The organism is Herbihabitans rhizosphaerae (assembly GCF_004216555.1).
In the GTDB taxonomy this organism is placed as follows: domain Bacteria; phylum Actinomycetota; class Actinomycetes; order Mycobacteriales; family Pseudonocardiaceae; genus Herbihabitans; species Herbihabitans rhizosphaerae.
Window position 1 is genome coordinate 432,653 of sequence record NZ_SGWQ01000002.1, and the last position, 26,017, is coordinate 458,669.

Annotated in this window: 25 protein-coding genes and 1 pseudogene; 12 read left to right on the forward strand and 14 right to left on the reverse strand. The window is 69.3% G+C overall.

Annotation, left to right across the window (positions count from 1 at the left end; translation table 11 throughout):
* Positions 1-27 precede the first annotated feature (27 nt).
* Both mshC and EV193_RS07640 read left to right on the forward strand, forming a co-directional pair.
* Entirely contained in the window at positions 28-1,269 is a 1,242-nt protein-coding gene (mshC, locus tag EV193_RS07635; RefSeq protein WP_130343286.1) for a cysteine--1-D-myo-inosityl 2-amino-2-deoxy-alpha-D-glucopyranoside ligase, read from the forward strand.
* Between the two features lie 173 nt (positions 1,270-1,442).
* Entirely contained in the window at positions 1,443-2,438 is a 996-nt protein-coding gene (locus EV193_RS07640; protein WP_130343287.1) for an ArsR/SmtB family transcription factor, read from the forward strand.
* A 148-nt stretch (positions 2,439-2,586) separates the two neighbouring features.
* On the opposite strand, the gene EV193_RS07645 is transcribed toward EV193_RS07640, so the two are convergent.
* The 3 genes from EV193_RS07645 to EV193_RS07655 form a co-directional block, all read right to left on the reverse strand.
* Positions 2,587-3,255, reverse strand: coding sequence for a hypothetical protein (locus tag EV193_RS07645; protein WP_130343288.1), 669 nt, complete (start codon positions 3,253-3,255; stop codon positions 2,587-2,589).
* Positions 3,256-3,443: 188 nt separating this feature from the next.
* Positions 3,444-4,160 (reverse strand): phytanoyl-CoA dioxygenase family protein, encoded by a 717-nt coding sequence (locus EV193_RS07650; RefSeq protein WP_130343289.1) that lies wholly within the window; start codon positions 4,158-4,160, stop codon positions 3,444-3,446.
* Between the two features lie 234 nt (positions 4,161-4,394).
* Positions 4,395-5,216: a PAC2 family protein gene (locus tag EV193_RS07655; protein ID WP_207222571.1), complete on the reverse strand. Its 822-nt coding sequence runs from the start codon at positions 5,214-5,216 to the stop codon at positions 4,395-4,397.
* Positions 5,217-5,331: 115 nt separating this feature from the next.
* Here EV193_RS07655 and metH point away from each other — a divergent pair, with 115 nt between their 5' ends.
* Genes metH through hisG form a run of 4 tightly spaced genes read left to right on the forward strand, consistent with a single transcriptional unit; the run spans position 5,332 to position 10,740 of the window.
* A complete protein-coding gene (gene metH, locus EV193_RS07660; RefSeq protein ID WP_130343291.1) occupies positions 5,332-8,907 on the forward strand; it encodes a methionine synthase in 3,576 nt (1,191 codons plus the stop codon).
* Between the two features lie 29 nt (positions 8,908-8,936).
* Entirely contained in the window at positions 8,937-9,608 is a 672-nt protein-coding gene (locus EV193_RS07665) for an HAD family hydrolase (RefSeq protein ID WP_130343658.1), read from the forward strand.
* A gap of 13 nt (positions 9,609-9,621) precedes the next feature.
* Positions 9,622-9,885: a phosphoribosyl-ATP diphosphatase gene (locus EV193_RS07670; RefSeq protein ID WP_130343292.1), complete on the forward strand. Its 264-nt coding sequence runs from the start codon at positions 9,622-9,624 to the stop codon at positions 9,883-9,885.
* A gap of 9 nt (positions 9,886-9,894) precedes the next feature.
* The gene (hisG, locus tag EV193_RS07675; protein WP_130343293.1) at positions 9,895-10,740 is read left to right on the forward strand and encodes an ATP phosphoribosyltransferase; all 846 of its coding nucleotides are present in this window, start codon (positions 9,895-9,897) and stop codon (positions 10,738-10,740) included.
* Positions 10,741-10,835: 95 nt separating this feature from the next.
* On the opposite strand, the gene EV193_RS07680 is transcribed toward hisG, so the two are convergent.
* Together EV193_RS07680 and EV193_RS07685 are read right to left on the reverse strand one after the other, a co-directional pair.
* Positions 10,836-11,624 (reverse strand): thioesterase family protein, encoded by a 789-nt coding sequence (locus tag EV193_RS07680; RefSeq protein ID WP_130343294.1) that lies wholly within the window; start codon positions 11,622-11,624, stop codon positions 10,836-10,838.
* Positions 11,621-12,517 carry a RecB family exonuclease gene (locus EV193_RS07685; protein WP_130343295.1) on the reverse strand — a complete coding sequence of 299 codons (897 nt, stop codon included), beginning with the start codon at positions 12,515-12,517 and terminating at the stop codon, positions 11,621-11,623. The genes EV193_RS07680 and EV193_RS07685 overlap by 4 nt, the downstream gene beginning before the upstream one ends.
* A 93-nt stretch (positions 12,518-12,610) precedes the next feature.
* Here EV193_RS07685 and EV193_RS07690 point away from each other — a divergent pair, with 93 nt between their 5' ends.
* A complete protein-coding gene (locus tag EV193_RS07690; RefSeq protein WP_242613206.1) occupies positions 12,611-13,738 on the forward strand; it encodes a site-2 protease family protein in 1,128 nt (375 codons plus the stop codon).
* Between the two features lie 36 nt (positions 13,739-13,774).
* Positions 13,775-14,602 (forward strand): tRNA (adenine-N1)-methyltransferase, encoded by an 828-nt coding sequence (locus EV193_RS07695; protein ID WP_130343296.1) that lies wholly within the window; start codon positions 13,775-13,777, stop codon positions 14,600-14,602.
* Here EV193_RS07695 and EV193_RS07700 read toward each other — a convergent pair.
* The 4 genes from EV193_RS07700 to EV193_RS07715 form a co-directional block, all read right to left on the reverse strand.
* Positions 14,599-15,342, reverse strand: a complete 744-nt coding sequence (locus EV193_RS07700) for a hypothetical protein (protein WP_130343297.1) — start codon at positions 15,340-15,342, stop codon at positions 14,599-14,601. The two genes, EV193_RS07695 and EV193_RS07700, sit on opposite strands and share 4 nt — an antisense overlap.
* A gap of 95 nt (positions 15,343-15,437) precedes the next feature.
* Positions 15,438-16,109 carry an Rv0361 family membrane protein gene (locus EV193_RS07705; protein WP_130343298.1) on the reverse strand — a complete coding sequence of 224 codons (672 nt, stop codon included), beginning with the start codon at positions 16,107-16,109 and terminating at the stop codon, positions 15,438-15,440.
* Positions 16,110-16,235: 126 nt separating this feature from the next.
* Positions 16,236-16,964, reverse strand: a complete 729-nt coding sequence (locus tag EV193_RS07710; RefSeq protein ID WP_130343299.1) for a hypothetical protein — start codon at positions 16,962-16,964, stop codon at positions 16,236-16,238.
* 29 nt (positions 16,965-16,993) lie between these two features.
* On the reverse strand, positions 16,994-17,704 hold the full coding sequence (locus EV193_RS07715; RefSeq protein ID WP_130343300.1) for a hypothetical protein: 711 nt from the start codon (positions 17,702-17,704) through the stop codon (positions 16,994-16,996).
* Between the two features lie 253 nt (positions 17,705-17,957).
* On the opposite strand from EV193_RS07715, the gene arc reads away from it, so the two are divergent.
* Positions 17,958-19,775 carry a proteasome ATPase gene (gene arc / locus EV193_RS07720; protein WP_130343301.1) on the forward strand — a complete coding sequence of 606 codons (1,818 nt, stop codon included), beginning with the start codon at positions 17,958-17,960 and terminating at the stop codon, positions 19,773-19,775.
* A 76-nt stretch (positions 19,776-19,851) separates the two neighbouring features.
* Here arc and EV193_RS07725 read toward each other — a convergent pair whose 3' ends face one another.
* The 5 genes and pseudogenes from EV193_RS07725 to EV193_RS07745 form a co-directional block, all read right to left on the reverse strand.
* On the reverse strand, positions 19,852-20,469 hold the full coding sequence (locus EV193_RS07725) for a hypothetical protein (protein WP_130343302.1): 618 nt from the start codon (positions 20,467-20,469) through the stop codon (positions 19,852-19,854).
* A 55-nt stretch (positions 20,470-20,524) separates the two neighbouring features.
* A pseudogene (locus tag EV193_RS33980) lies at positions 20,525-21,421 on the reverse strand (protein-arginine deiminase family protein).
* A gap of 21 nt (positions 21,422-21,442) precedes the next feature.
* Entirely contained in the window at positions 21,443-21,814 is a 372-nt protein-coding gene (locus EV193_RS07740) for a hypothetical protein (protein ID WP_130343305.1), read from the reverse strand.
* A gap of 20 nt (positions 21,815-21,834) precedes the next feature.
* A complete protein-coding gene (locus tag EV193_RS33200) occupies positions 21,835-21,990 on the reverse strand; it encodes a hypothetical protein (RefSeq protein WP_165401281.1) in 156 nt (51 codons plus the stop codon).
* Positions 21,991-22,004: 14 nt separating this feature from the next.
* Positions 22,005-22,607, reverse strand: coding sequence for a CcdC protein domain-containing protein (locus EV193_RS07745; RefSeq protein ID WP_130343306.1), 603 nt, complete (start codon positions 22,605-22,607; stop codon positions 22,005-22,007).
* Between the two features lie 120 nt (positions 22,608-22,727).
* Here EV193_RS07745 and EV193_RS07750 point away from each other — a divergent pair, with 120 nt between their 5' ends.
* The 3 genes from EV193_RS07750 (at position 22,728) to EV193_RS07760 (ending at position 26,014) form a co-directional block, all read left to right on the forward strand.
* Positions 22,728-24,644 carry a vWA domain-containing protein gene (locus EV193_RS07750; RefSeq protein ID WP_165401282.1) on the forward strand — a complete coding sequence of 639 codons (1,917 nt, stop codon included), beginning with the start codon at positions 22,728-22,730 and terminating at the stop codon, positions 24,642-24,644.
* Between the two features lie 32 nt (positions 24,645-24,676).
* On the forward strand, positions 24,677-25,291 hold the full coding sequence (locus EV193_RS07755) for a TetR/AcrR family transcriptional regulator (RefSeq protein WP_130343307.1): 615 nt from the start codon (positions 24,677-24,679) through the stop codon (positions 25,289-25,291).
* Between the two features lie 69 nt (positions 25,292-25,360).
* Positions 25,361-26,014: a hypothetical protein gene (locus EV193_RS07760; protein WP_165401283.1), complete on the forward strand. Its 654-nt coding sequence runs from the start codon at positions 25,361-25,363 to the stop codon at positions 26,012-26,014.
* Positions 26,015-26,017: the final 3 nt, after the last annotated feature.

Below are 26,017 nucleotides of genomic sequence, written 5' to 3' on the forward strand. Positions count from 1 at the left end.
CCAATGGACGCGGTTAGTGTCGAGCCCATGCAGACATGGCAAGGCGTGCACGTCCCCCGCGTCGGCGGACAACCCCGTCCGCTACGGCTGTTCGACACCGCGACCGGTCAGGTGCGACCCACCGCGCCCGGGCGCGAGGCCACGATGTACGTCTGCGGGATCACCCCGTACGACGCGACGCACCTCGGCCACGCGGCGACCTATCTGGCCTTCGATCTGGTGCACCGGCTCTGGCTGGACGCCGGCCACACGGTCAACTACGTGCAGAACGTCACCGACGTGGACGACCCGCTGCTGGAGCGGGCCGAGCGCGACCAGGACGACTGGGTGGTCCTCGGCATGCGGGAGACGGCGTTGTTCCGCGAGGACATGGAGTCGCTGCGGGTGGTCCCGCCGCGCGACTTCGTCGGCGCGGTCGAGTCGATCCCGGAGATCGCCGACGCGGTGGCGAAGCTCATCGCCGACGGCGCCGCCTACCGGGCCGAGGACGCCGAGTACCCGGACATCTACTTCGATCACACCGCGACCGGCCGGTTCGGCTACGAGTCGAACTACGACGCCGACACGATGGCGAAGTTCTTCGCCGAGCGCGGGGGAGACCCGGACCGCCCCGGCAAGCGCCACCCGCTGGACGCGCTGCTGTGGCGGATGGCCCGCGACGGCGAGCCGTCCTGGGACACCGAGCTGGGCGCCGGCCGTCCCGGCTGGCACGTCGAGTGCAGCGTGATCGCCCTGAACCGGCTGGGCACCGGTTTCGACGTGCAGGGCGGCGGGTCGGACCTGATCTTCCCGCACCACGAGTACAGCGCCGCGCACGCGGAGGCGCTCACCGGCGAGCACCCGTTCGCGCGGCACTACACGCATGCCGGCATGATCGCGCTGGATGGCGAGAAGATGTCCAAGTCGCGAGGCAACCTGGTGTTCGTGTCCCGGCTGCGCGCCGACAAGGTCGATCCGATGGCCGTGCGGCTGGCCCTGCTGGACGGGCACTACCGCGCCGACCGGTCCTGGACCGGTGAGCTGCTCGCCACCGCGGAGGCGCGGCTGGGCCGCTGGCGCGAGGCGTTCGCCCTGGACGGCGGCCCGTCGGCGGAGGCGACCATTGCCCGCCTTCGCGATCACCTCGGCGATGACCTGGACACACAGCGTGCACTCGCCGCGGTGGACGCCTGGGTAGCAGAGGCACGCCGGCACGGTGGGCCCGACCAGGGCGCGCCCGGCGCGGTGCGGGACGCCGTGGACGCCCTACTCGGAGTCACCACTCGTTGACCCGTCGCCGTCAGTGGTGAACCAATCGGGGTCCTTGCGTGACAAGAAGCACCCCGATGCGCCATCCTCCTTGTCACTCGGGGTCCACAGGGGGTTTACCGGATCTCGAGTGAACCGTGGGGGCGGTTACGCCGTCCAAATAGGTAGCCGGGGAGACGGGCGGGGAGAACAGCATGCTTCGAATCCATTTCGGCGCGCAGGACATGGCGCGCACCACGATCGCCACAACGGTCGACCCGCTGTGGGAAACCGTGCTCAGCCTGCACATGGTGCAGACGCCGCGGCCGCCGGTGGTGTTCGGCCGCTGGCGTGATCACGCGCGCCGCGCGCTGGTGCGGCAGGGGCTGGCCAAGCAGATCAACCACACGCTGATCCCGATCACGCCGCCGGCGAGCTACTTTCCCGACTTCCTTACCCCCGCCGAGTCGGTCGAAGGACTGGACGCCGGCATCGAGGCGATCATCGCCACATCGGATCGCCGGGTCCGCGACGAGTTGGCCATGCTCGGCACCACCACCTCCACGACGAGCTGGGTGCAGCTGCTGGCCCAGGGCGACCGGGAGGCGCGTCAGCAGCTCGGACAGGCGCTGCGCGCGTACTACGACGTGGCACTGGCGCCGCACCAGGCGGCGATCGACGCGTGCCTCGAGGCCGACCGGCAGAACCGGGTGCGCGCGATGGTCGGCGGCGGCATCGAGCAGATGCTCGGCGGCATGCGGCCGCTGATGCGCTGGGAGGCGCCGGTGCTCGAGGTGGCCTACCCAGTCGACCGGGACGTGTACCTGGACGGGCGCGGCATGCTGCTGGTTCCGTCGTTCTTCTGCTGGCGCATGCCGGTCGCGCTGGCCGACGAGTCATTGCGGCCGGTGCTAGTGTACCCGGTGCGGCACGAGGCGATCACGGCATCCGCGGTCGGCGGCGCGAGGCGGCCGAAGTGCACCGAGGAGGCCCTGGGGAACCTGCTCGGCGCCACCCGCGCGGCCGTGCTGCTCGGCGTCAACGAAGGGCGTACCACCAGCCAGCTCGCCGCCGACGTGAAGGTGTCGGCCGCGACGATCAGCCACCACACCACCGTGCTGCGCGAGTCCGGCCTGATCGACACCACCCGGCAGGCGAACACGGTCGTGCACACGCTCACACCGCTGGGCAACGACCTGGTCGGCGGCTAGTCACCACGTACGGCGTGCCGGAAGAACGCCGAGGCCCCGCGCCGACCCGACGTGGGTGAGCGCGGGGTCCGGATTGGTCAAGTCAGCCGGCTCGGGAATGAAGCCGAGCAAACCCGGCGACTCGTGTCGACCCGTGAAGAACCTTTCGCTACTTTACGGGAACGAACTTCGTGTAGGAGCCAACCGGATGCGTATTTGGATCGTCCATCCACGGCTTCCAGACTGGCCGAGTACCAGAACAGCAATCGTAGCTCCACCACAGCGCGCGGAGAGTCGTCGCACCGGCCGGGTAGAGGTAGCCGGTGTCGGGACTGTAGGCCCATTTCTGATCGGCTCCGCCATTACAGTCGCGGACGGCTATGGCGAGGCCGATCGCGTTCGGGTCGGCTGCGAGTTTCTGTGAACGGCCGCCACTCCCGAGAAGTCCGCCCACCGCATGGACCGCGTGGCCGGCCGTGTGAGCGACGTGGCCGACCAGACCATGGGATTGGTGGGCGGCATGCCGCATGAAATAGGTGAGGCAGCCACCGTAGTACCTCGCGTGAATCGTGCCGTCGCCAGGAAATCGCCATTGCATTGGTTCACCGAAGTAGCCGTCGGTGCAGTCCCGCGCCAGGATGCGCCGAGCGCCGACTTCACTGTTCATAATGCACGCTTTGTCGTTATGGTTCTTCATGACATAGTACCGACCGTCGGATGGCAAATTGCCCGACGCGGACGCCGATGCGGTCGAATTAGCGAAGCTGACGCCGAGAACAACGGCAGTAGTCGCGAGGACGCAACCTGCTCGTCGAAGTTTCTGGTGACGTTCAGACATTGTTCCGCTCCTTCTGCGGATGTCGGTCAACGTAATATCAGAAATCGACACTGCGAAGTGAGCATATGGTCGCGTGTATTATCGCTTCTAGTGTTGCCGAATGCATTCACTCGATCGTTGGTCGCTCGATCGTTGGTCACTCTGTCGCGCCGACGTAGGTCTCCGCACTTCGGGCTTCAGCGGCGGAACTAGGGCAGCTCGTAGTCCAGCCACGGATCGGTGAGGAACTCGCGCCACTGCGGGCCGTGCCCGGTCCGCTTGACCCGGAAGTACACCGCGCGCCGCGTGTGGTCGGACACGTTGCCGCCGATGTTGTGGCCGAGCAGGTAGTGCGCGAGCAGCAGATCGCCCGCGCGGCCGGTGATCTGCTCCGGCTCGGGCAGCTCGATCGGCGGGTAGCCGGCGGCGGAGAAGAACGCGTCCGGCCCGTGCTCGGTGAAGTACTCGGCATGGGTGCGGTGCGTCCCCGGCCAGACCCACAGATTGCCGCCGTCCTCGGTGAGCTGGTCGGACATGAGCACACCGGCGAGCAGCGTGAACGTGTGCGGCCGGCCGTCGGCGTCCGGCGGGTAGCCGTCGATGTGGTGCATGCCAGGGCGGTGCGAGAACGGCGGGATGTTCAGCGCCACCTGCACTTGCGGCGGGACGTCGACCTTGCCGGCGCCGATCAGCGACTCGACGCCGGCCCACGCCGTGCTCTCGGTGAGCAGGCCGAGCAGCGCCGGCACGTCGGCCGAGTCCGGGAAGTAGAAGTGCGGCCCCTGGGTGGTCGGGTCGGGCGGAGCGTCGTCGACCAGCTCGTCGATCACCCGGGTCGCGGCGGCGACCAAGTCCTCGGCGATCGCGCCCGGCACGACGACGTACCCGCGTTCGGCGAACTCACGTATCTGATCACTGTCGAGCACGCCGGCAGGTTAGGGCCGGCGTGCCCCGACGGGCCAACGGATTTAGAGGTCACGCGAATTGGGCGAATGCCTGCTGCGCGGGGCAAGCAGCGGCGATCTACTGATCTTTGTCAGCGTCGTCGGCCATGCCAAGTACAACTGCCCGGTACGAGGAATGGCCTCCTCCTTGCTCCGAGCATGACCCCCGCGAGACTGACTCCCGCTCGCGACGGCAGCCCCAATCCGCGCAACCTCTTAGCTGCGGCTCTGACCCGGCGGGCGGCGCCTGCGACGCAGGTACCGCTCGAACTCGGCGGCGATCGCGTCCCCGCTGGTCTCGCTGAGCGTGATCTCGTCGCCGCGCTGCTCCAGCGCCCGGACGTAGTTGCTCACGTCCTCGTCCTCGTCGGCCATCTCGCTGACCTGCCGCTGCCAGTCCTCGGCCTGCTCCGGGAGCCCACCGAGCGGCACCTCCACGTCGAGCACCTCCTCGATCCGGTGCAGCAGCGCGAGGGTGGCCTTCGGCGACGGCGGCTGGGACACGTAGTGCGGCACCGCGGCCCAGATCGAGATCGCCGGGACGCCGGCGCGCACGCAGGTGTCCTGGAGCACGCCCACGATGCCGGTCGGGCCCTCGTAGCGGGAGCGCTCCAGCCCGAACTTGGCCGCCGACTTCGCGTCGTAGGCCGTGCCGGTCACCGGAACCGGTCGGGTGTGCGGCGTGTCGGCGAGCAGGGCACCGAGGGTGATCACCGTGGTCACCCCGAGTTGCTCGATCTGCTGGAGCAGTTCCGCGCAGAAGCCGCGCCACCGCATGTTCGGCTCGATGCCGTGGACGAGTACCACGTGGCGGGACGAGCCCTCCGGCTTGCACAGGGACAGCCTGGTGGTCGGCCATTCGACGCGCCGGGTCACCCCGTCCACCATGCGGACAGTGGGCCTGGTCACCTGAAAGTCGTAGTAATCGTCCGGATCGAGGTCGACCAGCGGTTTCGCGTCCCAAGTGAGCTGCAGGTGCTCCACGGCCGTGGTAGCCGCGTCACCTGCGTCGTTCCAGCCCTCGAAGGCGATGACCATGATCGGGTCGTCGAGCCGCTCCTGCTCGTCGGCGGCTGGCTGGCGCTGGTCGTGGTCGGTCACTCGGCAAGCCTACGACCCGAGGCCAACACGCGGAGATCGTAGGCTGTATGGCATGTCTGACCTCCCCCCCGGCGACGCTACTGCGCCGCTGCTGGCCGCCCTGTCCGACCGTGTCGTCGTGGCTGACGGCGCGATGGGTACGGCGTTGCAGGCGCGTGACCTGTCGCTCGACGATTTCGCTGGCCTGGAGGGGTGCAACGAGATCCTGAACGTGACGCGCCCGGATGTGGTGCGCTCGATCCACCGCGAGTACTTCGAGGCGGGTGCGGACGCGGTGGAGACGAACACGTTCGGCACGAACCTGAGCGCGCTGGCCGAGTACGACATCGCGGACCGGATTGTGGAGTTGTCCGAGGTGGCGGCGCGGCTGGCGCGTGAGGTGGCCGACGAGTTCGAGGGGCGGTTCGTGCTGGGCTCGGTCGGGCCGGGCACGAAGTTGCCGACGTTGGGGCACATCGGGTTCGAGGCGTTGCGCGAGGCGTACCGGGATCAGGTGCGCGGGATGCTGGCCGGCGGGATCGACGCGGTGATCGTGGAGACCTCGCAGGATCTGCTGCAGATGAAGGCGGCGATCACCGGTGCGCACCGGGCGATGGCCGCCGAGGGGCGGACGGTGCCGATCATCGCGCAGGTGGCGGTGGAGACGACCGGCACGATGCTGTTGGGTTCGGAGATCGGTGCGGCGCTGACCGCGTTGGAGTCGTTGGGGATCGACCTGATCGGGTTGAACTGCTCGACCGGTCCGGCGGAGATGTCGGAGCATTTGCGGACGCTGTCGAAGCATTCGCGGATCCCGTTGTCGGTGATGCCGAACGCGGGTTTGCCGATTTTGACCTCGGACGGCGCGGTGTATCCGCTGTCGCCGGAGGAGTTGACCGAGGCGCTGTCGACGTTCGTGACGGAGTTCGGCACGCGGTTGATCGGCGGCTGTTGCGGCACGACCAACGAGCACATTCGGCAGTTGGCCGTGGCGGCGCGGGAGTTGGAGGCGCGGCAGCGGCGGCCCAGGCCGGAGCCGGGTGTGTCCTCGCTCTACCAGTCGGTGCCGTTCCAGCAGGACGCGTCGGTGCTGGTGATCGGTGAGCGCACGAATGCCAACGGCAGCAAGGCTTTCCGGGAGGCGATGCTGGAGGGCCGGTACGAGGACTGCGTGGAGATCGCCCGGGCGCAGACTCGGGACGGCGCGCACCTGCTGGACCTGTGCGTGGATTACGTGGGCCGGGACGGGGCGGTCGACATGGCCGAGTTGGCCGGCCGGCTGGCGACCGCGTCGACGTTGCCGATCATGCTGGACTCGACCGAGCCGGAGGTGATCCAGGCCGGTTTGGAGCGGCTCGGCGGGCGGTGCGCGGTCAACTCGGTGAACTACGAGGACGGTGACGGGCCGGGGTCGCGGTTCCAGCGCACCATGGCGTTGGTGCGTGAGCACGGCGCGTCGGTCGTGGTGATGTGCATCGACGAGGAGGGGCAGGCGCGTACCGCGGAGACGAAGGTGGCGATCGCGTCCCGGATCGTCGACGATCTGGTGCGCGACTGGGGGATGCGGGTCGCCGACATCATCGTGGACTGTCTGACGTTCCCGGTCTCCACCGGTCAGGAGGAGACCCGGCGTGACGCGATCGAGACGATCGAGGCGATCCGCGAGTTGAAGCGCAGGTACCCGGAAGTGCGTACCACGCTTGGGGTTTCGAATGTCTCGTTCGGACTGAACGCGGCGGCGCGGCAGGTGTTGAACTCGGTGTTCCTGCACGAGGCGACGCAGGCCGGGTTGGACACCGCGATCGTGCACGCGTCGAAGATCCTGCCGATGGCGCGGATCGAGGACGAGCCGCGTGCGGTGGCGCTGGACCTGGTCTACGACAGGCGCAGGCCGGCGACCGAGGACAGCGAAGCCTATGACCCGCTGCAGAGGCTGATGGAGCTGTTCGAGGGCGCCACCGTGAAGGGCACCAAGGCCTCCCGTGCGGAGGAGTTGGCGGCGTTGCCGTTGTTCGAGCGGTTGCAGCGGCGGATCGTGGACGGGGAACGCAGCGGGCTGGAAGCGGATTTGGACAGTGCGCTGGAGCAGCGTCCGGCGTTGGAGATCATCAACGACACGCTGCTGTCCGGTATGAAGACCGTGGGCGAGTTGTTCGGCTCGGGGCAGATGCAGTTGCCCTTCGTCTTGCAGAGCGCGGAAGTCATGAAAGCCGCGGTGGCCTATCTGGAGCCGCACATGGACAAGGCCGACGACGCGGGCAAGGGCCGGATCGTGCTGGCCACGGTCAAGGGCGATGTGCACGACATCGGCAAGAACCTGGTGGACATCATCCTGTCCAACAACGGCTACGACGTGGTGAACCTCGGTATCAAGCAGCCGATCACGGCGATCGTGGACGCCGCCGACGAGCATCGCGCCGACGTGATCGGCATGTCCGGGCTGCTGGTGAAGTCGACCGTGATCATGAAGGAGAACCTGGAGGAGTTGAACTCCCGGGGGATGGCCGCGCGGTGGCCGATCCTGTTGGGCGGCGCGGCGCTGACCCGCGCCTATGTGGAGAACGATCTCACCGAGACCTACCTGGGGCAGGTGCGCTACGCCCGCGACGCGTTCGAGGGCCTGCGCCTGATGGACGCGATCATGGCCGCGAAGCGCGGTGAGTCGCCGTTGGTGTCGCCCGAGGACGAGGCGAAGGCGGCCGAGCGCAAGGCACGCCGCGAGCGGTCGCTGCGGATCGCCGAGGCGCGGCGCGCCAAGGAAGAGGTCACCGAGGAAGACGCGCCGGCGCGGTCGAACGTGGCCACCGACGTGCCGCTGCCCGCGCCGCCGTTCTGGGGCAGCCAGGTGGCCAAGGGCGTGCCGATCGCCGACTACGCGTCGATGCTGGACGAGCGCGCCACGTTCCTCGGCCAGTGGGGCTTGCGTGGCTCCAAGGGCGGGTCCGGCCCGTCCTACGAGGAGCTGGTCGAGACCGAGGGCCGGCCGAGGCTGCGGTACTGGATGGACCGGCTCACCACCGACGGCATCCTGCAGCACGCGGCCGTCGTGTACGGCTACTTCCCTTGCGTGGCAACGGACAACGACCTGATTGTGCTCACCGAGCCGCGGCCGGACGCACTCGAGCGCACCCGGTTCACCTTCCCCCGTCAGCGCAAGGACCGCCGGCTGTGCCTGGCCGACTTCTTCCGCCCGCGCGAGCAGGCGATCGAAGCCGGTGAGGTGGACGTGGTCGCGTTCAACCTGGTCACCATGGGCCAACCGATCGCCGACTACGCAAACGACCTGTTCGCCGGCGACAACTACCGCGACTACCTCGAGGTGCACGGGCTCGGCGTGCAGCTCGCCGAGGCGCTGGCCGAATACTGGCACCGCCGCATCCGCACCGAACTGCACTTCGCCAGCGGTGCCGCCGTCGCCGACGAGGACCCCGAGGACATCGAGGCCTTCTTCAAACTCGGCTACCGAGGCGCACGATTCTCCCTCGGCTACGGCGCCTGCCCCAACCTCGAAGACCGCGCCAAGATCGTCGACCTGCTTGAGCCCGAACGCATCGGCGTCAAACTCTCCGAGGAATTCCAACTGCATCCCGAACAATCGACTGACGCGATCGTGATCCATCACCCAGAAGCCAAGTACTTCAACACATAGCGGGGAGATCTCATATGGAACCGTCCACTATGGACGGACTGGCCGCCGTGCTGTGGGACATGGACGGTACGCTGATCGACTCGGAGAAGCTCTGGGACATCCCGCTCTACGAGGTCGCCGAGCACTTCGGCGGCACGCTCACCCCGGAGGGGCGCGCGCTCACCGTGGGGACCACGACGACCACCACCGTGCGGATGATCTTCGAAGACATCGGCCTGGAGTGGACCGCCGAGCGCGAGGCCGAGGCGAAGGCGTTCATCTACCGTCGCATCAAGGAGATCTTCGCCGGCGAGCACGAGTGGCGGCCCGGCGCGGAGAAGGCGCTGCGCATGGTGCGCGAGTCCGGCCTGCCCACCGCGCTGGTCACCAGTACCGAGCGGGAGCTGGCCGAGTTCGCGCTGAACACCATCGGCCGCGAGCACTTCGACGTGACGATCACCGGCGACGACGTGGACGGCAACTACAAGCCGCACCCGGAGCCGTATCTGCGGGCCGCGCGGCTGCTCGGGGTGGACCCGACGCGTGCGGTGGCCGTCGAGGACTCGCCGACCGGGACGGCGTCCGCGGTGGCCGCCGGGTGCACGGTTCTCGTGGTGCCCTGCGACGCGCCGGTCGAGCCGGGGGAGCGGCGAGTGTTCCGTGAGTCACTCGTCGGGCTGGACCTCGCCGACCTCGCCGCGCTGGTCGCCGACCAGGGATGACAGGATCGACGCCGTGAAGACGTTCGACGAGCTGTTCGCCGAGCTCACCGAGCGCGCGCGAAGCAGGCCGGAAGGTTCCGGCACGGTCGCCGCACTCGACGCCGGTGTGCACGCGCAGGGCAAGAAGGTGCTCGAAGAAGCCGGCGAGGTGTGGATCGCCGCCGAGCACGAGTCCGACGAGCATCTGGCGGAGGAGATCTCCCAGCTTCTCTACCGCGTCCAGGTCCTGATGTTGGGCCGCGATATCACCCTCGACGACGTCTACAAATACCTCTAGGAGAGCACCATGCTGCGGGTCGCCGTGCCCAACAAGGGAGCGCTGGCCGGACCGGCCTCGGAGATGCTGACCGAGGCGGGCTACCGGCAGCGGCACGAGCAGCGGGACCTCACGGTGCTCGACCCGGCCAACGACGTCGAGTTCTTCTTCCTGCGCCCCAAGGACATCCCGATCTACGTGGGCTCGGGTGACGTGGACCTCGGCATCTCCGGGCGGGACCTCGCGCAGGACTCCGGCGCGCCGGTGGAGGAGCGGCTCGCGCTCGGGTTCGGCGGCTCGACGTTCCGGTACGCCGCGCCGGCCGGTCGCGAGTGGACGGTGGCCGAGCTGGACGGCAAGCGGCTCGCCACGTCCTACCCACGGCTCGTGGCCGACGACCTGGCGCGGCACGGCGTGTCGGCCGAGGTGATCCGGCTGGACGGTGCGGTGGAGATCTCGGTACAGCTCGGCGTGGCCGACGCGATCGCCGACGTCGTGGGCTCCGGGCGCACACTGCGCCAGCACAACCTGGTTGCGTTCGGCGACGCGATCTGCGAGTCGGAGGCGGTTCTGTTGCACCGCAAGGGATCCGACGATCTGGCGGCCAAGGACCAGATGACAGCGCGGCTGCGCGGTGTGGTGTTCGCGCAGCAGTACATGATGCTGGACTACGACTGCCCGAAGAGCATCCTCGACGACGCGATGGCGATCACGCCGGGCCTCGAGTCGCCCACCGTCGCGCCGCTCGCCGAGCCGACCTGGGCAGCCGTGCGGGCCATGGTGCCGCGCGGCGAGGTGAACCTGATCATGGACCGCCTCGCCGCACTCGGCGCGAAGGCAGTCCTCGCCTCCGACATCCGCTCCTGCCGCCTCTAACCGGGACAAAGTTCACCCGTCCGGCCGTAAGGCCGGAATTGAGCGGGCTAAATCCCGCTTGGTAAGGCGGAATTGAGCGGGCTAAATCCCGCGGGTCACCGCTGCGGGCGGACGAGGAGAGCCTGCGTGGTGCGGCCGAGCGGGCCGTGCACGTCGTGCAGCGTGCTGGTCGCCATGCCGACGCCGTCCGGGCCGAGGATCGTGGTCGCGTCCAGCGCGGTCCACTCGCCGGCCGGCATCCGGTACAGGTGCACGGTCAGGTCGGTGTTGATGAACAGCCACTCACGCGGATCGAGCCGGCTGGACACGCCGCTGGCCGAGTCCGCCACGGTCAGCAGCCGTTGCAGATCGGTCAGCGTCTCGCCCTCGACCAGGTCCACCAGCGGGCGCACCCAGACCGTCGCGTCGCCGGGGATGAACATTCCACTGTGGATTGATCGCCACTCCATGGCCTTCGCGTATCCGCTGTGCCAGTTGTCCGGCATGGGCATCTGCTTGGCCTCGTCCGGGCCGGGGAGCGGCTCCGGCAGCCCGGCGACCACCGCCGTGGTATCCGCCCGGGCGATCCGCCATGCGTTGGCGCGCAAGGCAACCCGGCCTTCGGCGACCAGCTCGGCGACCAGCAGCTCGACCGCGCGACCCGGCCGCTCCACCCGTGCGGACACCTCGACCTCGGCCACCGGCACCCGGCCGAGCACTTCGAACGTGATCCGCCCGAACGTGCCGCCCCCAGCAGTGTCTACTGTGGACGGAAGCCGCTCCAGCTCCCTGGCCAGCAGCGCCGACGGCGGGCCGACGTGCTGGTGATCCGGCGACCACACCGCGGCGGTCAGCTCGGAGGCGGCGTACCGGTTTTCGCCCAGTGGCTGGAAGAACGCCGTCACTGGTCCGACCTGTCCAAAGTGGACTCCTCGGACGCGGCGGGCTCCGGCCAGCCCGGGTACTCCGGCGGCTCGCCGCCGAACGCCGGGCAGCGCTGCTTGTGGTCGCACCAGTCGCAGAAGCGGCCGGGGTTGGCGCGGAAGTCGCCCGTCTTCGCGGCACGCATGATCGCCGTCCAGATCGCGTCCAGCGTGCGCTCGAACCGGCGCAGCTCCGCCTCGTCCGGCGCGTAGCTCAACGACTGCTTGTCGGTCAGGTACATCAGCCGCAGCTGCTTGGGCACCTCACCGCGCAGCCGCCACAGCACCAGCGCGTAGAACTTCATCTGGAACAGGGCCTTGGCCTCGAAGATCTCGCGCGGGGCCGTGCCCGTCTTGTAGTCGACCACGCGGAGCTCGCCGCCCCGGCCGACGTCGAGCCGGTCGACGTAGCCGCGCAGCAGCACGCCGGAGTCCAGCTCGGTCTCCACCAGTTGCTCGCACGCCTCCGGCTCCAGCCGGCGCGGGTCCTCCAGCTCGAAGTAGTTGTCGACCATGCGCGCGACCGACTCCAGCCACCCGTCGAACGGCAGCTCCGCGCCCTCGGCGAACAGCTCGGCCAACTCGGGGCTCTCGGCGCTCAGCTCGTCCCAGACCGGCGCGACCAACTCGTGCGCGCGGTCGGGCACCCGCTCGGCCGCCGGCAGCCCGAACAGCCGCTCCAGCACCGCGTGCACGACCGTTCCTCTGACCTGTGCCTGTGTCGGGATCTCCGGAATCCGGTCAACGGCCCGAAACCGGTACAGCAGCGGGCATTGCTTGAAGTCGCTGGCGCGCGACGGAGAGAGCGCGGGGCGGCGCGGCGGCTTCTCCGGGGCGGTCTCCTGCTCTGCCGGCAGGGTCAGCGGGTCCGACATAACGCTCACACTAGGCCACAGCACCGACACTCTCGGCCTGCGCCGCGCTGTCAGATCACCGCGGTCCCACACGTTGGCGCTTAGGCTCTGGCCGTGCTGAACGCCAGCCGGCCGGGTGCCGTCGACCAGGACGGCGGCTTGCTGCTGTTCCGGTTGCGTGGCGTGCCCGTGCTGCTGGCGCCGTCCTGGTGGATCGGCGCGCTGGTGGTCACGGTCCTGTACGCGCCGCTGGTGTCGCGCCTTCTGCCCGGCGCCAGCGACGGCCTGGCGATCACCTTGTCCGCCGCGTTCGCCTTGCTGCTCGGCGCTTCCGTGCTCGCGCACGAGCTGAGCCACTGCCTGGTGGCACTGCGGCTCGGGCTGCCGGTGCGGCGAGTGCGGCTGTTCCTGCTCGGCGGGCTGACCGAGGTCGCCAGAACGCCGAGGCGGCCGGTGCACGAGGGCCTGGTCGCCGTCGCCGGCCCCGCGGTGTCGGTCGTACTGGCGCTGTTCTCCGGCGGCCTGCTGCTCGTCATGCCGGACGAGAACGCGGTGTGGCTGCTCGTGCTGGAGTGCGGCCTGGCCAACGCGGCGGTCGCCGTGTTCAACCTGCTGCCCGGCCTGCCACTGGACGGCGGACGGATGCTGCGTGCCGGCGTGTGGTCGTTGACCGGCAATCGCAGCAGGGGCACGCACGCCGCGGTGATCGGCGGCTGGGCGGTCGCCGCCGCGCTGGTCATCTGGGCGTTCGCCGGACTGGTCAACGGCAGCGAGGACCGCTGGCTGCGGCTGGGCGTGTGCGCGCTGACCGCGTGGTTCGTGGTCGCCGGAGCCGGTGGCGAGCTGGCCTCCGAGCAGCGGCGCACCTGGCCGGAAGGGCTGGCGCTGCGCGACATCGTGCACCCGGTCCTGCAGTTGCCGGCGGAGAGCCCGGTGGCTGACGCGCTCGCGGCCGCGGCCGGCCGGGGCGTGGTGCTGGTGCGGGCCGACGGTGTGGCGGCCGGCCTGCTCGACGAGGTCGCGGCGCAGCGGCTGGCCGAACGATCACCCCAGGCGCCCGCCGAGCGCGCCGCCGAGCCGATCCGCCCGGAGACCGTGCTGCTGGACTCGGAGCCGGGGGAGGAGATCGCCGAGCGGGTCGCCGAGACGCCCGCGTGGCAGTTCCTCGTGGTCGACGACGAGGGCCGTCCGTCCGGCGTGTTGCGCCGCGAGGACCTGCGCCGCGCCATCCGGGGCCGCTGACACCGCGCGCGGGTGCTGCTGTCAGGATCACTGTTCGTGAGCGCGCGTAGTGGACCGTTCCAGGTCGGAGACCGAGTGCAGCTGACCGACGCCAAGGGCCGGCACTACACGCTGGTGCTCGAGGAGGCCGGCCAGTACCACACGCATCGCGGCGCGATCCTGCACGACGATGTGATCGGCAAACCCGAGGGCTCGGTGGTCACCTCGGCCGGGCAGACCGCCTACCTGGCGATGCGGCCGCTGCTGGCCGACTACGTGCTGTCGATGCCGCGCGGCGCGCAGGTGATCTACCCGAAGGACGCCGCGCAGATCGTCATGTGGGGCGACATCTTCCCGGGCGCGCGCGTGCTGGAGGCCGGCGCCGGCTCGGGCGCGCTGACCTGCTCGCTGCTTCGCGCCGTGGGGGAGAAGGGCAGCGTGACCTCATACGAGATCCGCGCCGACCACCACGAGCACGCCGAGCGGAACGTGGACGCGTTCTTCGGCGAGCGGCCGCCGAACTGGACGCTGCTGCTCGGCGATCTGTCCGAGCACGACGGCGAGGTCGACCGGGTCGTGCTGGACATGCTGGCGCCGTGGGAGGTGCTGCCCACGGTGGCGAAAAGCCTTGTGCCAGGCGGAGTTCTGATGGTCTACGTGGCGACGACGACGCAGCTGTCCAAGGTCACCGAGGCGCTGCGCGAGCAGCAGTGCTGGACCGAGCCGCAGTCATGGGAGACGCTGCTGCGGCCGTGGCACGCGGTCGGGCTGGCGGTCCGGCCGGAGCACCGGATGGTGGCGCACACCGCGTTCCTGATCACCGCGCGCCGGCTGGCCGACGGCGTCACGCCGCCCCGCCCGCAGCGTCGCCCCAGCCGCGGCTAGCTAGTTGGAGTGGACGACGATCCGCCGCCACTTCCCGGGCAGGCCTTCCAGGCGCCGTCCTCCTTCTTGAGGCCGACCCTGGAACCGCTGGACGGCGTGCTGTCCCCACGCTGGTAGTACATCCTGAAGGTGCCGGAGTCGCCTTCGGTCTGCACGTCCTTCACGCTGTAGGTCCTCGGCCGGGTGGCCGGCCTCGGCGTGCGGGTGGCCTCCTTCTGCTGTGCCTCGGTGTACTCCTCCTCGATCTCGGCGTGCCCCTGCTTGCACAGCACGGCCTTGATGTCCTCCAGCTTCACCGAGGTCATCTGATCGGAGTTGTTCACCTGCTCGACGATCTTGGACCAGCGCTGTGCGACCGCTTCCGGGTTGGCGGAGTCGACCGGGCCGGAGGTGCCGCCCGCGCCCTCATCGCCGTTGTCGTCCTTGAGCAGCAGCCACAGGCCGACGCCGCCACCGCCGAGCAGCAGCACGGCGACCACCACGATGGTGACGATCACACCGGTGTTGCTCTTCTGTGGCGGTGGGCCCATGGGCGGATATCCGCCGCCCTGCTGCGGGTAGCCCTGCTGGGGAAACCCGCCCGTCGGTGGCCCGTAACCGGCGCCACCCTGCTGCGGGAAGCCTCCGGACGGCTGCTGTCCGTACTGGCCCGGTTGGCCCTGCTGACCGTATTGGCCTTGCTGCCCATAAGGATCGGGCTGTTGACCGTAGGGACCGGGCTGCTGCGGCGGGTAGGTCATCGTGATCCCCAGGATCCGGGCGCGACAGGATTCGGGTCGCGCGGTGCGCGTCACCCTAGCCGGTGCTTCCTGAGAATTCGGTGCCGGTTCTTTGATCAGCTCGTCGGCGCGCTCGACCCCGTCCGCCGATCGTTGTTGCAGACCTTCCAACCGCCGTCTTCCTTGCGCAGCGGAACGGTCTTGCCCCGGCTGCTCGTGCTGCCCTGGCGGTCGTAGCTCAACCGGAACGTGCCGGTGTCGCCGTTCACCTGGACGTCGCTCGCCCGGTAGGTGTACGGCCGGGTCTCCGGCGTCGGAGGGCGGGTCTGCGCCCGGCGTTCGGCGGTGTCGTACTCCTTGTCGAAGTCGCTCTGGTCGGCCGAGCAGATGATCGCCTTGATCTCGGCACGGGGCACGGCGGTGACGCTGTTGCCGTTCTCCGACGCCTCGTTGATCTTGGCCCACTTCTCCGCGACCGACTTCGGGTCGGACGTGTCGACCGCGCCGGACCCGCCGCCGTCGTCGTCCTTGAGCAGCAGCCACAGACCGACACCGCCGCCGCCGAGCAGCAGCACGGCGACCACCGCGATGGTGACGATCACGCCGGTGTTCCGCTTCTGCGGCGGCGGGCCCATGGGCGGGTATCCGCCGCCCTGCTGCGGGTAACCCTGTTGCGGATAGCCCTGCTGTTGGGGGAACGACCCGCTCGGCGGACCGTACTGACCCTGCTGCCCGTACGGATCGGGTTGTTGACCGTAGGGGCCGGGTTGCTGCGGCGGGTAGGTCATCGTCGTCCCCGGGATCCGGGCGCGCCAGGAGCGGTCGCGCGGTGGGCGTTCACTTTAGCGGCGTGTGTCCTGAAACACCCGTGCCGCCCGACCGGGTGGTCGAGCGGCACGGTGCGATCCTGATGATCAGTAGCTCGGCGTCGGGTACGGATAGCCCGTCGTGTAGCTCGGGTAGCTGTACGACCGCGACGTGTAGGTCGGGTAGCTGTACCGCGAACTACTGCTGCTGCGCGAGCTGCTGGTGCTGGAGCCACCGCTGGACACGCACCACTGCTCGTCCTTCTTGCGCAGCGACAACGTCACCGGCGTATCCCGGCCCTTGAACTTGGCCTTGCCCTTGGCCTTGGCCGAGCTGCCGCTCTCCTCGACGTCGTTGACCTCGGCGTCGGAGTAGTTCTTGACGAGCTGCTCGACGTCGTCCTTGCCCGGAGAGGTGCACAGCAGGCTCTCCAGGGCCGACGCGTCGTCGTCGTTGAACGCCTTCGCGGCGGCCTCGGCGACCGACTTGGCCGAGCTGCGGTCGACGCTGGACGACGAGCCGCTGCTCGGCGACCCGCCGGCATTGGCGTTGTCGTCCTTGTCGTCGCCCTTGGTGAGGAAGAAGATCCCGACGCCGGCGCCGGCGAGCACCAGCACGACGACCGCGATGATCGCGGTCAGCGCGCCGGGGCTCATCTTCTTCGGCGGAGGTCCCATCGGCGGGTATCCACCGCCGGGGCCGCCCTGCTGCGGGAAGCCGCCCGTAGGAGGTCCGTACCCGGGAGCACCCTGCTGCGGGAAGCTTCCGGAGGGCGGCCCGTAGCCGCCCTGGTTGTACGGGTCCTGCGGCCCCGGCTGTTGTGGTGGATAGGTCATGGTTCCCCCCGCTTTCGCGGCTTGGTCGGTTACTCGCCGGACGTGGTGGAACTGCTGCCGCGGGTTGAGCTGCTGCCGCCGCTGGGGGAGGCGCTAAGGCTGGTGACGCACCACCGCTCGCCTTCCTTCTTCAACGTGATCTTGCCCTGACCAGCCTGACCGCGGCGCTTGCCCGAGCCGGTGGCCGTCGCGGCGGTGCCGCCGCTCTTTTCCTCGACCTTCTCGACGCTCAGTTCGGAGTACTGGTCGATGATCGGCTGCAGCTCCGAGTCCGGCGGCGGCTTGCAGATCTGGGCCTTCGCCTTCTCCAGGCTCTTCTCGTTGACCGCGCCGGCGAAGGCCTTCGCGGTGCCCTCCGCGGTCTTGCCGGCGTCGGCGTGGCCGCTGTCACTGCCCTCGTCGCCACCGGAGAGAACGAGGATCAGCGCGACGGCGCCACCGATGACGAGCACACCAACGATCGCCAGGATCCACGGCAGCGGGCTCTTCTTCTGCGGCGGCGGGAAACCGCCACCTGGCGGGTAGCCACCCTGCTGCGGGTAGCCGCCGGGCTGTTGCTGCTGCCCGGCCTGCGGGTACCCACCTTGCTGGGGGTAGCCGCCTGATTGCTGCTGCGGGTAGCCGCCGCCCTGCTGAGGGCCTTGCTGAGGAAAGCCTCCGGACGGCGGGCCATAGCCGCCCTGCTGGCCGTACCCCGGCTGCTGACCGTAAGGGCCGGGCTGCTGCGGCGGTTGCGACATTCACCTTCTCCTTGGATGTGGCGTTTGGGTGCACTACGTATTGCAACCAAGTTCGCCCTGAGAGCCATTTGGCCTACTGCACGGACGCACGGTAGCGGGTGCTCGGTTCCACCTAACACCGGTATGGAGCATTTCACCCGCTAAGTGACTTGTTCGTGTAACGACTCGCCCGTCCCGCCAGAGGAGATGGGCTTCTCTTGTGGGTGATCGCCGGTACCGTGGAGGCAGGGAAGTTCGGGAAGGAGGTGCCGACATGCAGCACGACCGTCCCGGCAGTCGGCCGGAGGAGGATGACGAGCACGGCGCCGGTACCGGCGCGGGCCGTGAGCTCAGCGAGTCCGCGCAGATTCGGTTCCTCGAAGAGGAAGTAGCCCTGCTGCGCCGCAAGCTGACCGATTCGCCCCGGCACGCTCGCGTGCTGGAGCAGCGGCTCGCGGAGGCGACCGAACGGGTTGAGCAGTTGACGGAGCGGAACACCAAGCTCGTCGACACCCTGCGCGAGGCACGAAGCCAACTGCTGGCGTTGCGCGAGGAGGTCGACCGGCTGGCGCAGCCGCCGAGCGGCTACGGCGTGTTCCTCGATCGGTACGAGGACGACACGGTCGACGTGTTCACGGCGGGCCGCAGGATGCGGGTCGCGGTGTCGCCGGCGGTCGAGGGCGAGGAGTTGCGGCGCGGCCAGTCCGTGCGGCTCAACGAGGCGCTGACCGTGGTCGAGGCCGGCACGTTCGAGCGCACCGGCGAGGTGTCGACGCTCCGCGAGCTGCTGGCCGATCCTTTGGCCGCTGTCGACGACAAGCCGAGGCGCGCGCTCGTGGTCGGACACGCCGACGAGGAACGCGTGGTCTGGCTTGCCGATCCGCTCGCCGACGCCACGCTGAAACCGGGTGACTCGCTGCTCGTCGACTCGAAGTCCGGGTACGCGTACGAGCGGGTGCCCAAGGCGGAGGTCGAGGATCTCGTGCTCGAGGAGGTCCCGGACGTCGACTACGAGGACATCGGCGGTCTGTTCCGGCAGATCGAGCAGATCCGCGACGCCGTGGAGTTGCCGTTCCTGCACGCGGACCTGTTCAGCGAGTACCAGTTGCGGCCGCCGAAGGGCGTCCTGCTGTACGGCCCGCCCGGCTGCGGCAAGACGCTGATCGCGAAGGCGGTGGCGAACTCGCTGGCCAAGCAGGTCGCCGCGGCGCGGGACGGGGAGAACGCCAAGGAGGCGAAGTCCTACTTCCTGAACATCAAGGGTCCCGAGCTGCTCAACAAGTTCGTCGGCGAGACCGAGCGGCACATCCGGCTGATCTTCCAGCGGGCGCGCGAGAAGGCGTCCGAGGGCACACCGGTGATCGTGTTCTTCGACGAGATGGACTCGATCTTCCGTACCCGAGGCAGCGGCGTGTCGTCCGACGTGGAGACGACGATCGTGCCGCAGCTGCTCAGTGAGATCGACGGTGTCGAGGGCCTGGAGAACGTCATCGTCATCGGCGCGTCCAACCGCGAGGACATGATCGACCCGGCGATCCTGCGGCCCGGCAGGCTCGACGTGAAGATCAAGATCGAGCGGCCGGACGCGGAGGCGGCGAAGGACATCTTCTCCAAGTACCTCACCAAGTCGCTGCCCATCCACGCCGACGACCTCGCGGAGTTCGGCGGCGACCGGACGACCTGCATCGACGCGATGATCCAGCACACTGTCGAGCGGATGTACGAGGAGAGCGACGACAACAGGTTCCTCGAGGTGACCTACGCCAACGGGGACAAGGAGGTGCTCTACTTCCGCGACTTCAACTCGGGCGCGATGATCCAGAACATCGTGGACCGGGCGAAGAAGGCGGCGATCAAGTCGGTGCTGGAGACCAAGCAGCGAGGCCTGCGGGTGCAGCACCTGCTCGACGCGATCGTCGACGAGTTCGCGGAGAACGAGGACCTGCCGAACACCACCAACCCGGACGACTGGGCACGCATCTCCGGCAAGAAGGGGGAGCGGATCGTCTACATCCGCACCCTCGTCACCGGGAAGAACCAGGAGACCGGCAGGGCGATCGACACGGCCAACAACACCGGCCAGTACCTGTAGCGACAAATGAAGGTGCGCCTCAAGCCGCGGCTTGAGGCGCACCTTCGTCCGTCCGGCTCGGACGGTGCCTCTCGTGTCAGCCGGCCAGGAGGACGCACCACTTCCCGTCGACCTTTTTGAGGCCCATGACGTCCTTTTCTTCCTTGCCGCTCTCGTCCCGCCCGACCAAGTCGGCCTTCGCCTTGTCGCCCTCCTCCTTGACCTCGCCGAGCGTCACAGTGATCTTCAGAGCCTGCAAGCGCTCGTTCGATGCCTTCGGGCTTTCCGGGCAAACCACGCTGTTCAGCTTCTCGGCGTCGCGCTTGTTGTAGCCCTCGATGGCCTGTTCGGCGGTGGCCTTCGCTGAGCCGCCGGCCTCGCCTCCCTTGTCGTCACCGCCGGTGAGCACGATGATCAACACGACCGCGCCGGCGACGACCAGCACGCCGACGATGGACAGGATCCAGGGCAGCGGGCTCTTCTTCTGCGGCGGCGGGAAGCCGCCGCCTGGCGGGAACTGCCCCGGCGGGAACTGTCCCGGCGGAGGACCGAATCCGCCGGGCGGTTGGCCAGGCGGCTGCTGGCCCGCCTGCGGCGGTGGCGGGTAGCCCCCGCCCGGCTGCTGCTGCGGCTGCTGTTGGGGAAAGCCGCCGCTCGGTGGGCCGTAGCCGGGCTGCTGGCCGTATGGACCAGGTTGCTGGGGTGGCTGAGTCATCACGAATCCTCTGCTCGGGTACTCAACGACCCAGGGTAGGCCCGCCGGTGGCGGGCTACCCGGTCGGGCCGACTGTGTCGGCCTCGGCCGGCGCGCGCCACCACGACCGGTCCGCGGAAATGTCCCGGAACGCGTTCGTGGTGCAATGGACCTCACCGCCGCCCTGATGCGCCCAGGCGAAATCCTCGACCCAATGGATTCGCATTCCGTTCACCGCGAGCGCGGATTCCGTCGCTTTTCAGAAAATGTCCGTACCGGCGACGACCGGGCCGTGCGGGTCGGGTGCCGCGTAATCGCGATCGGTCAACGAGATGCCATTCGTGGAATTGGGGGAGAACGCGATCGAGCGCGGGCCCTGGCCGATGTCGACGGCGTGGAACAGCGCCGGTACCCGCACCACCTCGTCGGGCCGCAGGCCGGTCTCAGCCAGCAGGACGGCCACCTGTGCCTCCACACCGCGTGCGGTAATCTCGTTGTCCCGCAACAACTTCCGGTCGCCGAGCGTCTGGCCACGGTCGGCTTGAGTTTGGCGGTGGTGCGCTCGAACAGCCGGGCGGTCGACCGCGAGCCGAGGGTCGGCCACCATGATCGTCCAACCCCTGCGGTTGTCGGCGCGCACCACGTGCACGATTTCGTCGACATGGCCGACGACCAGCCACGATGTGTCCACGGTGACCGGCGGCTGCGCTCCCTGGCTTTCCAGCATGCGCACGAACGACGCGTCCGGACGGCGATTCTCCGCCGATCCATAGAGAATTCGGCCATTCGGAAACCACGGTACGGCGGCACCGACTCGAAGTTTCCGGTCGAGTTCACCAGGTTGACGCCGGCCGGTCCGCTCCCGTTCGCGAACTCCGGTACGACGGCGACGTCCGGCCCCGGAAGTCGCGGAACAACAGCCGCGAGGCGGGCCGCAGGGTGCGCTGCGGCCGACCGTCCGGGCCGGCGAGATCCCAGGCGTTAGTGGAGCGGATCAACACGCGGATGGTGTGCACGCCGTGCCTGGGCGGCATGCTCGCGGTGGCCGGCTCGAACAGGTCCTGCCACCACACGTCACGCCACCAGAACGGCGTTCCAGTCGCGAACGTTGTCTTCGCGCCGGTGGCAGCGGCGCGATCCGCATCCGGTGCGTGCCACTGACCGTCGAGCCGCCGTCGGTGATCGTCAGCGTCACGGCGATCCGGCCGTCCCAGCGGGCGGAGTCGTGCATGATGTCGCGCCCCTCGACGGCCAATTCGACGACGTGCCGCAGCTCGCCTGCGGTCAGGACGTCGCGCCCGAGTGGGATCAGCTCGCCGGCCCGGCGGGCGAAGATCCGCACCGCGTCGCCGTGGTCGACCGACACCGAGCCCACCGCGTGCCGGCTCACTTTCCGTTGTGGGGCAACGAGAACACGGGCGAGGTCACGAAGATCGTGTCACCGGACAGTATCGGCCCTCCTGCCGCCGAGGAGACCGGTGCCGCGGCGGACAGCGGAAGTCCACACAGGACGGTCACGGTGAGCGCTTTGCGTTGACGCACAAGGATTCTCCGCTCTACTCGCGCCGGTCGCGGGCCATCGAGGTCAGCCAGCGGATGCCGTCGCGGACGGTGGGGGAGGAGTCGAGCGGGCGGTCGTTGGTGGCGCGCGAGGGATCGCTGAGCCTGTCCAACACCGAGCCTCGGCTCTGCCGCTCGTCCTGGGCGAACGGGGTGTTGGTGGACAGCGCGCGCAGCCCGACGGTGATCATCTCGCCGACCAGTCCGATGCCGATCGACAGCGTCATCGGACGTGCCTCGTGGTGCATTCCCATTGCCACGGCGAGGAATCCGACACCGGCGTTGCCGACGAGCGAGGTGATCCAGACGACGACGGTCCAGCGGGTGTACCGCTGCCAGAGCACGCCGTCGCGTACGTAGATCTTCGTGGTGGTGCCCCGGAGCGCCCCGAAGGCGAGGCCGACCACTCCGCCGATCACGATCCAGGTGATGTCGATACCGGTGAGGGGCACCTCGCGGAGGCTGTACACGCCCACGCCCAGCAGGACGAGCGGCAGCACGAACACCTCGCGGGCGTACATCGGCTCGCCGAGGAACCGCTTGACGACCACAGTCACCACCGCGACGGCGACAACGATCCACAGCACTGGGCTCAACATCGACTCCTTGGTAGCACGAGCTTGCCAAATCAAGTTAGCACGAGCGTGCTACCAAAGCCAGAAGTCAAATCCTTGCTTTACAGACGGAACCGATTGCTTTGCTTGCGCGTCTCCAGGTGCATGTCTCGAATCGCGAAGACGTTGACCGCCGTGGCCGCGGGCCTGGTGGGCCTGACCCTGCTCGCGCCGCCGGCGGGAGCGGAGCAGCAGGCGCAGGAGTACGCGCCGACCATGCTCGTGCTGGACGCGTCCGGGTCGATGAAACAGGCCGACCCGACGCGCGGCACCAAGATGGAGGCGGCCAAGCACGCGGTGCGCTCGTTCGTGACCGGCGCGCCGAACGAGTCGAAGGTCGGTTTGACCGTGTACGGCACGGGCACCGGCTCGTCGGACGCGGAGAAGGCGGCCGGCTGCCAGGACGTCCGCGTGCTGCGCGGCGCCGACACGATCGACAAGCCGGCGCTGACCGCGGCCGTGGACGGGATCCAGCCCAGCGGGTACACACCGATCGGCACCTCGCTGCGCAAGGCTGCCGAGGCACTGCCCAAGCAGGGGCCGCGCTCGATCGTGCTCGTCTCCGACGGCGAGGACACCTGCGCGCCGCCGGACCCGTGCGAGGTGGCGCGGGAGCTGAACCAACAGGGCGCGAAGATCGTCATGCACGCGATCGGGTTCGGCGTGGACGCGAAGTCACGGTCGCAGCTGACCTGCATCGCGCAGGTCACCGGCGGCACCTACACCGACGCGCGGGACGGCGGGACGCTCGGACGTGTGCTGCCGAGGGTGACCGCGACGGCGTTGCGCAACTACCAGCCGGCCGGGCTGCCGATCACCGGCACGCCGGCGTACTCGACCGCGCCGGTCGCCGCGCCCGGCCAGTACCTGGACACGATCGGCCAGTCCGAGACACGGTTCTACGCCGTGGACGTCCCGCAGGGCGCGACCGCGTACTTCACCGGCACGATGTCCTTTCCCCGGATAACCGGCGTTTCGCGCGCGAGGGACATCAACACCCTCCAACTGCAGGTGTTCGGAGCCGGCGGCGAGGACTGCGGGGTGTTCGAAAACGAGATGGCCACGTCATCGAGCGACGGTGTGGCGCTGACCGCCGCCACGATCTGGAACGGAGCGGCGAAGTCGGGTTCCGGGTGTCGGGGCGGGGGTAGGTACTACTTCGCGCTGAAATGGCACATTGCGTCGGACGGAATGCCGGAGCGGCTGCCGCTCGAACTGTCAGTCGGTGTCGAGCCGGCCGTGGTGGACGCCGGCCCCGCGCCGGTGCTCACCAAGGCCGCGCTCGCCGAGCAGAGCGGCCCGGGCACGCTCGTGACCGGTGGCGGCTCGTTCAACGTCGCCGGCACGCTCGCCGGCAGCGGCCGCTACACCGACACCGTGCGGCCCGGCGAATTCCTGTTCTATCGAGTGCGCCTGGAATGGGGGCAGGGCCTGGCGTACCGGGTGCACTACGGAGACAACGGTCAGCGCGGACCGGGGACGATCTCCAACGTGACCACGGCGCTGTACAACCCGTTCCGGCAGGAGATCGACTCCGACGGCACGGCGTACACCGGATCGTCGGTCGAGCTGCCGAGCAGTGCCGCGGCCGCGCTCGTGCCGGTGCGCTACAAGAACCGGGTCGCCAACGACGCCGACGCGCGCAAGCAGGGAATGGCCGGCTGGTACTACATCGCGGTGAAGGTTGGCCCCACGTCAGCCTCGGGCAACGACGCGCCGGTGCCCGTGCGGATCGACCTCACCGTGTCCGGTAACCGCGAGGAGGGCCCGAGGTACGCGTCGCCGTCCATCGGCGGGGTGTTCGGGGAGAACGCTCCGAAGCAGCCGCAGCAGGCGCCGCTGCCCGCGGTCGGCGCGCAGCAGCCCGCGCCGGCGACTTCGTCGACGGACAACTCGGTCGTGTGGATCATCGTCGCCGCGGCGGCCGGCGCGCTGTTGGTGGCGGGGATCGCCGGCGGGTTGGCGATCCGCCGGCGCAGGAACCGGCAGTCGGCCGACCAGTCGCCGTGGGGCACGTACTGAGCAAGTTAGCAGGATCGTGCTACAAAGTACGGATGCCGAAGATCGTCGACCCGGAAGCCCGCAGGCGTGACGTCGCCGAGGCGGTCTTCCGGGTCGTCGCGCGCGACGGGTTCGCCTCGGCGTCACTGCGCAACGTGGCCGACGAGGCCGGTCTCGCGATCGGCTCGGTGCGGCACTACTGCGGCAGCCACGAGCAACTCATGGCGATCGCCTTCGACGCGCTGAACGACTCGTTCACCGCCCGGTTCATGCCGCACGTCGGCAAGGTCGAGACCACCGAGCCGCGCTCGCCGGAGCGGCAGGCACTGGTCGAGGCGATGCTCGCCGAGTTCCTGCCGCTGGACGAGCAGCGCACCAGGGAGATCGTGGTGTGGCTGGAGTTCTCCATCGCGGCGCGCGGCGACTCCCGGTACCGCCCGTACGTACGCAGGATCTCCTCGGGCATGCGGATGATCGTGCGGCGGATCCTGGACGGCTCACGCGACGCTGGCCAACTCGCCGGCGACATCGACCTCGACGAGGAGACCGACCGGCTGGCCGCGCTCATCGACGGGCTCGCGCTGACCGCGGTCACCACGCCCGAGGCGATCCCGCCGGAACGCACGATGGAGGTCCTGCGCGCCCACCTCGGCACGCTCCTGCGCTAGGTTTGCGCCCGGGAGAGCCACGTTGGACCGGGAGGGTGGCTGTTGCGTCGCAGGAACGTGGTCGCGACCGTGTCGACGATCAGTGTCGCCGTAGTGCCGCTCGTCGCGGGTTGTTCCTTTGGTGACAACAAACTCCGGCGCGCGTCGGACTCGGACGAGCCCGTGGCGGCGGCGAGCCCGTCGACCACGAGCACACCGCCGGTGCCGGCCGCCGCGCCGGTGCGGGTCGCCCCGCCGCCCCGCCTCGACCGGTTCGCGCTGACCGAGGCCGACCTCGCCGGCGAGGGCCTCACCCGGGCAGGGGAGCCCGTGCGGATGATGTTGGCCCGGCTGGACGACTGCGGCGCGCCGCTGGGTGCTGCCCGGGAGTCCTACCGCGCGTCGTGGCGCTACCCGACCGGCGCGACCGTCCTGCAGTACCTCGCGCTGCACCCCGGCGGCGCGGACGCGATCGTGCGGAACACCCGCGGCGCGCTGGCCTGCGGGCGTTTTCGCTTGGGCGGCAACACTTTCCGGGTCGAGACACCGTTCCGATTCCCCGGCGACGACCCGGCCGGCCTGTCCTGGTGCGCGGTCGGCGAGCGCGAGACGACGTGCACCAGCCTGGTCGCCAGGGGCGAGGTGCTCTCCGTGCTGACGGTGTCCGCGCCGGCCGCCGCCCGGGCGCGCGCCGCGCTGATCCGACTCGCGCCGAGAGCCGCCTCGGCACTCGACAGGGTGTGACCG

What these genes read in the sequence shown, in the direction of transcription:
- mshC (WP_130343286.1), top strand. Translation starts at nt 28, where the DNA reads ATGCAGACATGGCAAGGCGTGCACGTCCCCCGCGTCGGCGGACAACCC.
- EV193_RS07640 (WP_130343287.1), top strand. Translation starts at nt 1,443, where the DNA reads ATGCTTCGAATCCATTTCGGCGCGCAGGACATGGCGCGCACCACGATC.
- EV193_RS07645 (WP_130343288.1), bottom strand. Translation starts at nt 3,255, where the DNA reads ATGTCTGAACGTCACCAGAAACTTCGACGAGCAGGTTGCGTCCTCGCG.
- EV193_RS07655 (WP_207222571.1), bottom strand. Translation starts at nt 5,216, where the DNA reads ATGGTCATCGCCTTCGAGGGCTGGAACGACGCAGGTGACGCGGCTACC.
- metH (WP_130343291.1), top strand. Translation starts at nt 5,332, where the DNA reads ATGTCTGACCTCCCCCCCGGCGACGCTACTGCGCCGCTGCTGGCCGCC.
- EV193_RS07665 (WP_130343658.1), top strand. Translation starts at nt 8,937, where the DNA reads ATGGACGGACTGGCCGCCGTGCTGTGGGACATGGACGGTACGCTGATC.
- hisG (WP_130343293.1), top strand. Translation starts at nt 9,895, where the DNA reads ATGCTGCGGGTCGCCGTGCCCAACAAGGGAGCGCTGGCCGGACCGGCC.
- EV193_RS07685 (WP_130343295.1), bottom strand. Translation starts at nt 12,517, where the DNA reads ATGTCGGACCCGCTGACCCTGCCGGCAGAGCAGGAGACCGCCCCGGAG.
- EV193_RS07700 (WP_130343297.1), bottom strand. Translation starts at nt 15,342, where the DNA reads ATGACCTACCCGCCGCAGCAGCCCGGTCCCTACGGTCAACAGCCCGAT.
- EV193_RS07705 (WP_130343298.1), bottom strand. Translation starts at nt 16,109, where the DNA reads ATGACCTACCCGCCGCAGCAACCCGGCCCCTACGGTCAACAACCCGAT.
- EV193_RS07710 (WP_130343299.1), bottom strand. Translation starts at nt 16,964, where the DNA reads ATGACCTATCCACCACAACAGCCGGGGCCGCAGGACCCGTACAACCAG.
- EV193_RS07715 (WP_130343300.1), bottom strand. Translation starts at nt 17,704, where the DNA reads ATGTCGCAACCGCCGCAGCAGCCCGGCCCTTACGGTCAGCAGCCGGGG.
- arc (WP_130343301.1), top strand. Translation starts at nt 17,958, where the DNA reads ATGCAGCACGACCGTCCCGGCAGTCGGCCGGAGGAGGATGACGAGCAC.
- EV193_RS07725 (WP_130343302.1), bottom strand. Translation starts at nt 20,469, where the DNA reads ATGACTCAGCCACCCCAGCAACCTGGTCCATACGGCCAGCAGCCCGGC.
- EV193_RS07745 (WP_130343306.1), bottom strand. Translation starts at nt 22,607, where the DNA reads ATGTTGAGCCCAGTGCTGTGGATCGTTGTCGCCGTCGCGGTGGTGACT.
- EV193_RS07750 (WP_165401282.1), top strand. Translation starts at nt 22,728, where the DNA reads ATGTCTCGAATCGCGAAGACGTTGACCGCCGTGGCCGCGGGCCTGGTG.
- EV193_RS07755 (WP_130343307.1), top strand. Translation starts at nt 24,677, where the DNA reads ATGCCGAAGATCGTCGACCCGGAAGCCCGCAGGCGTGACGTCGCCGAG.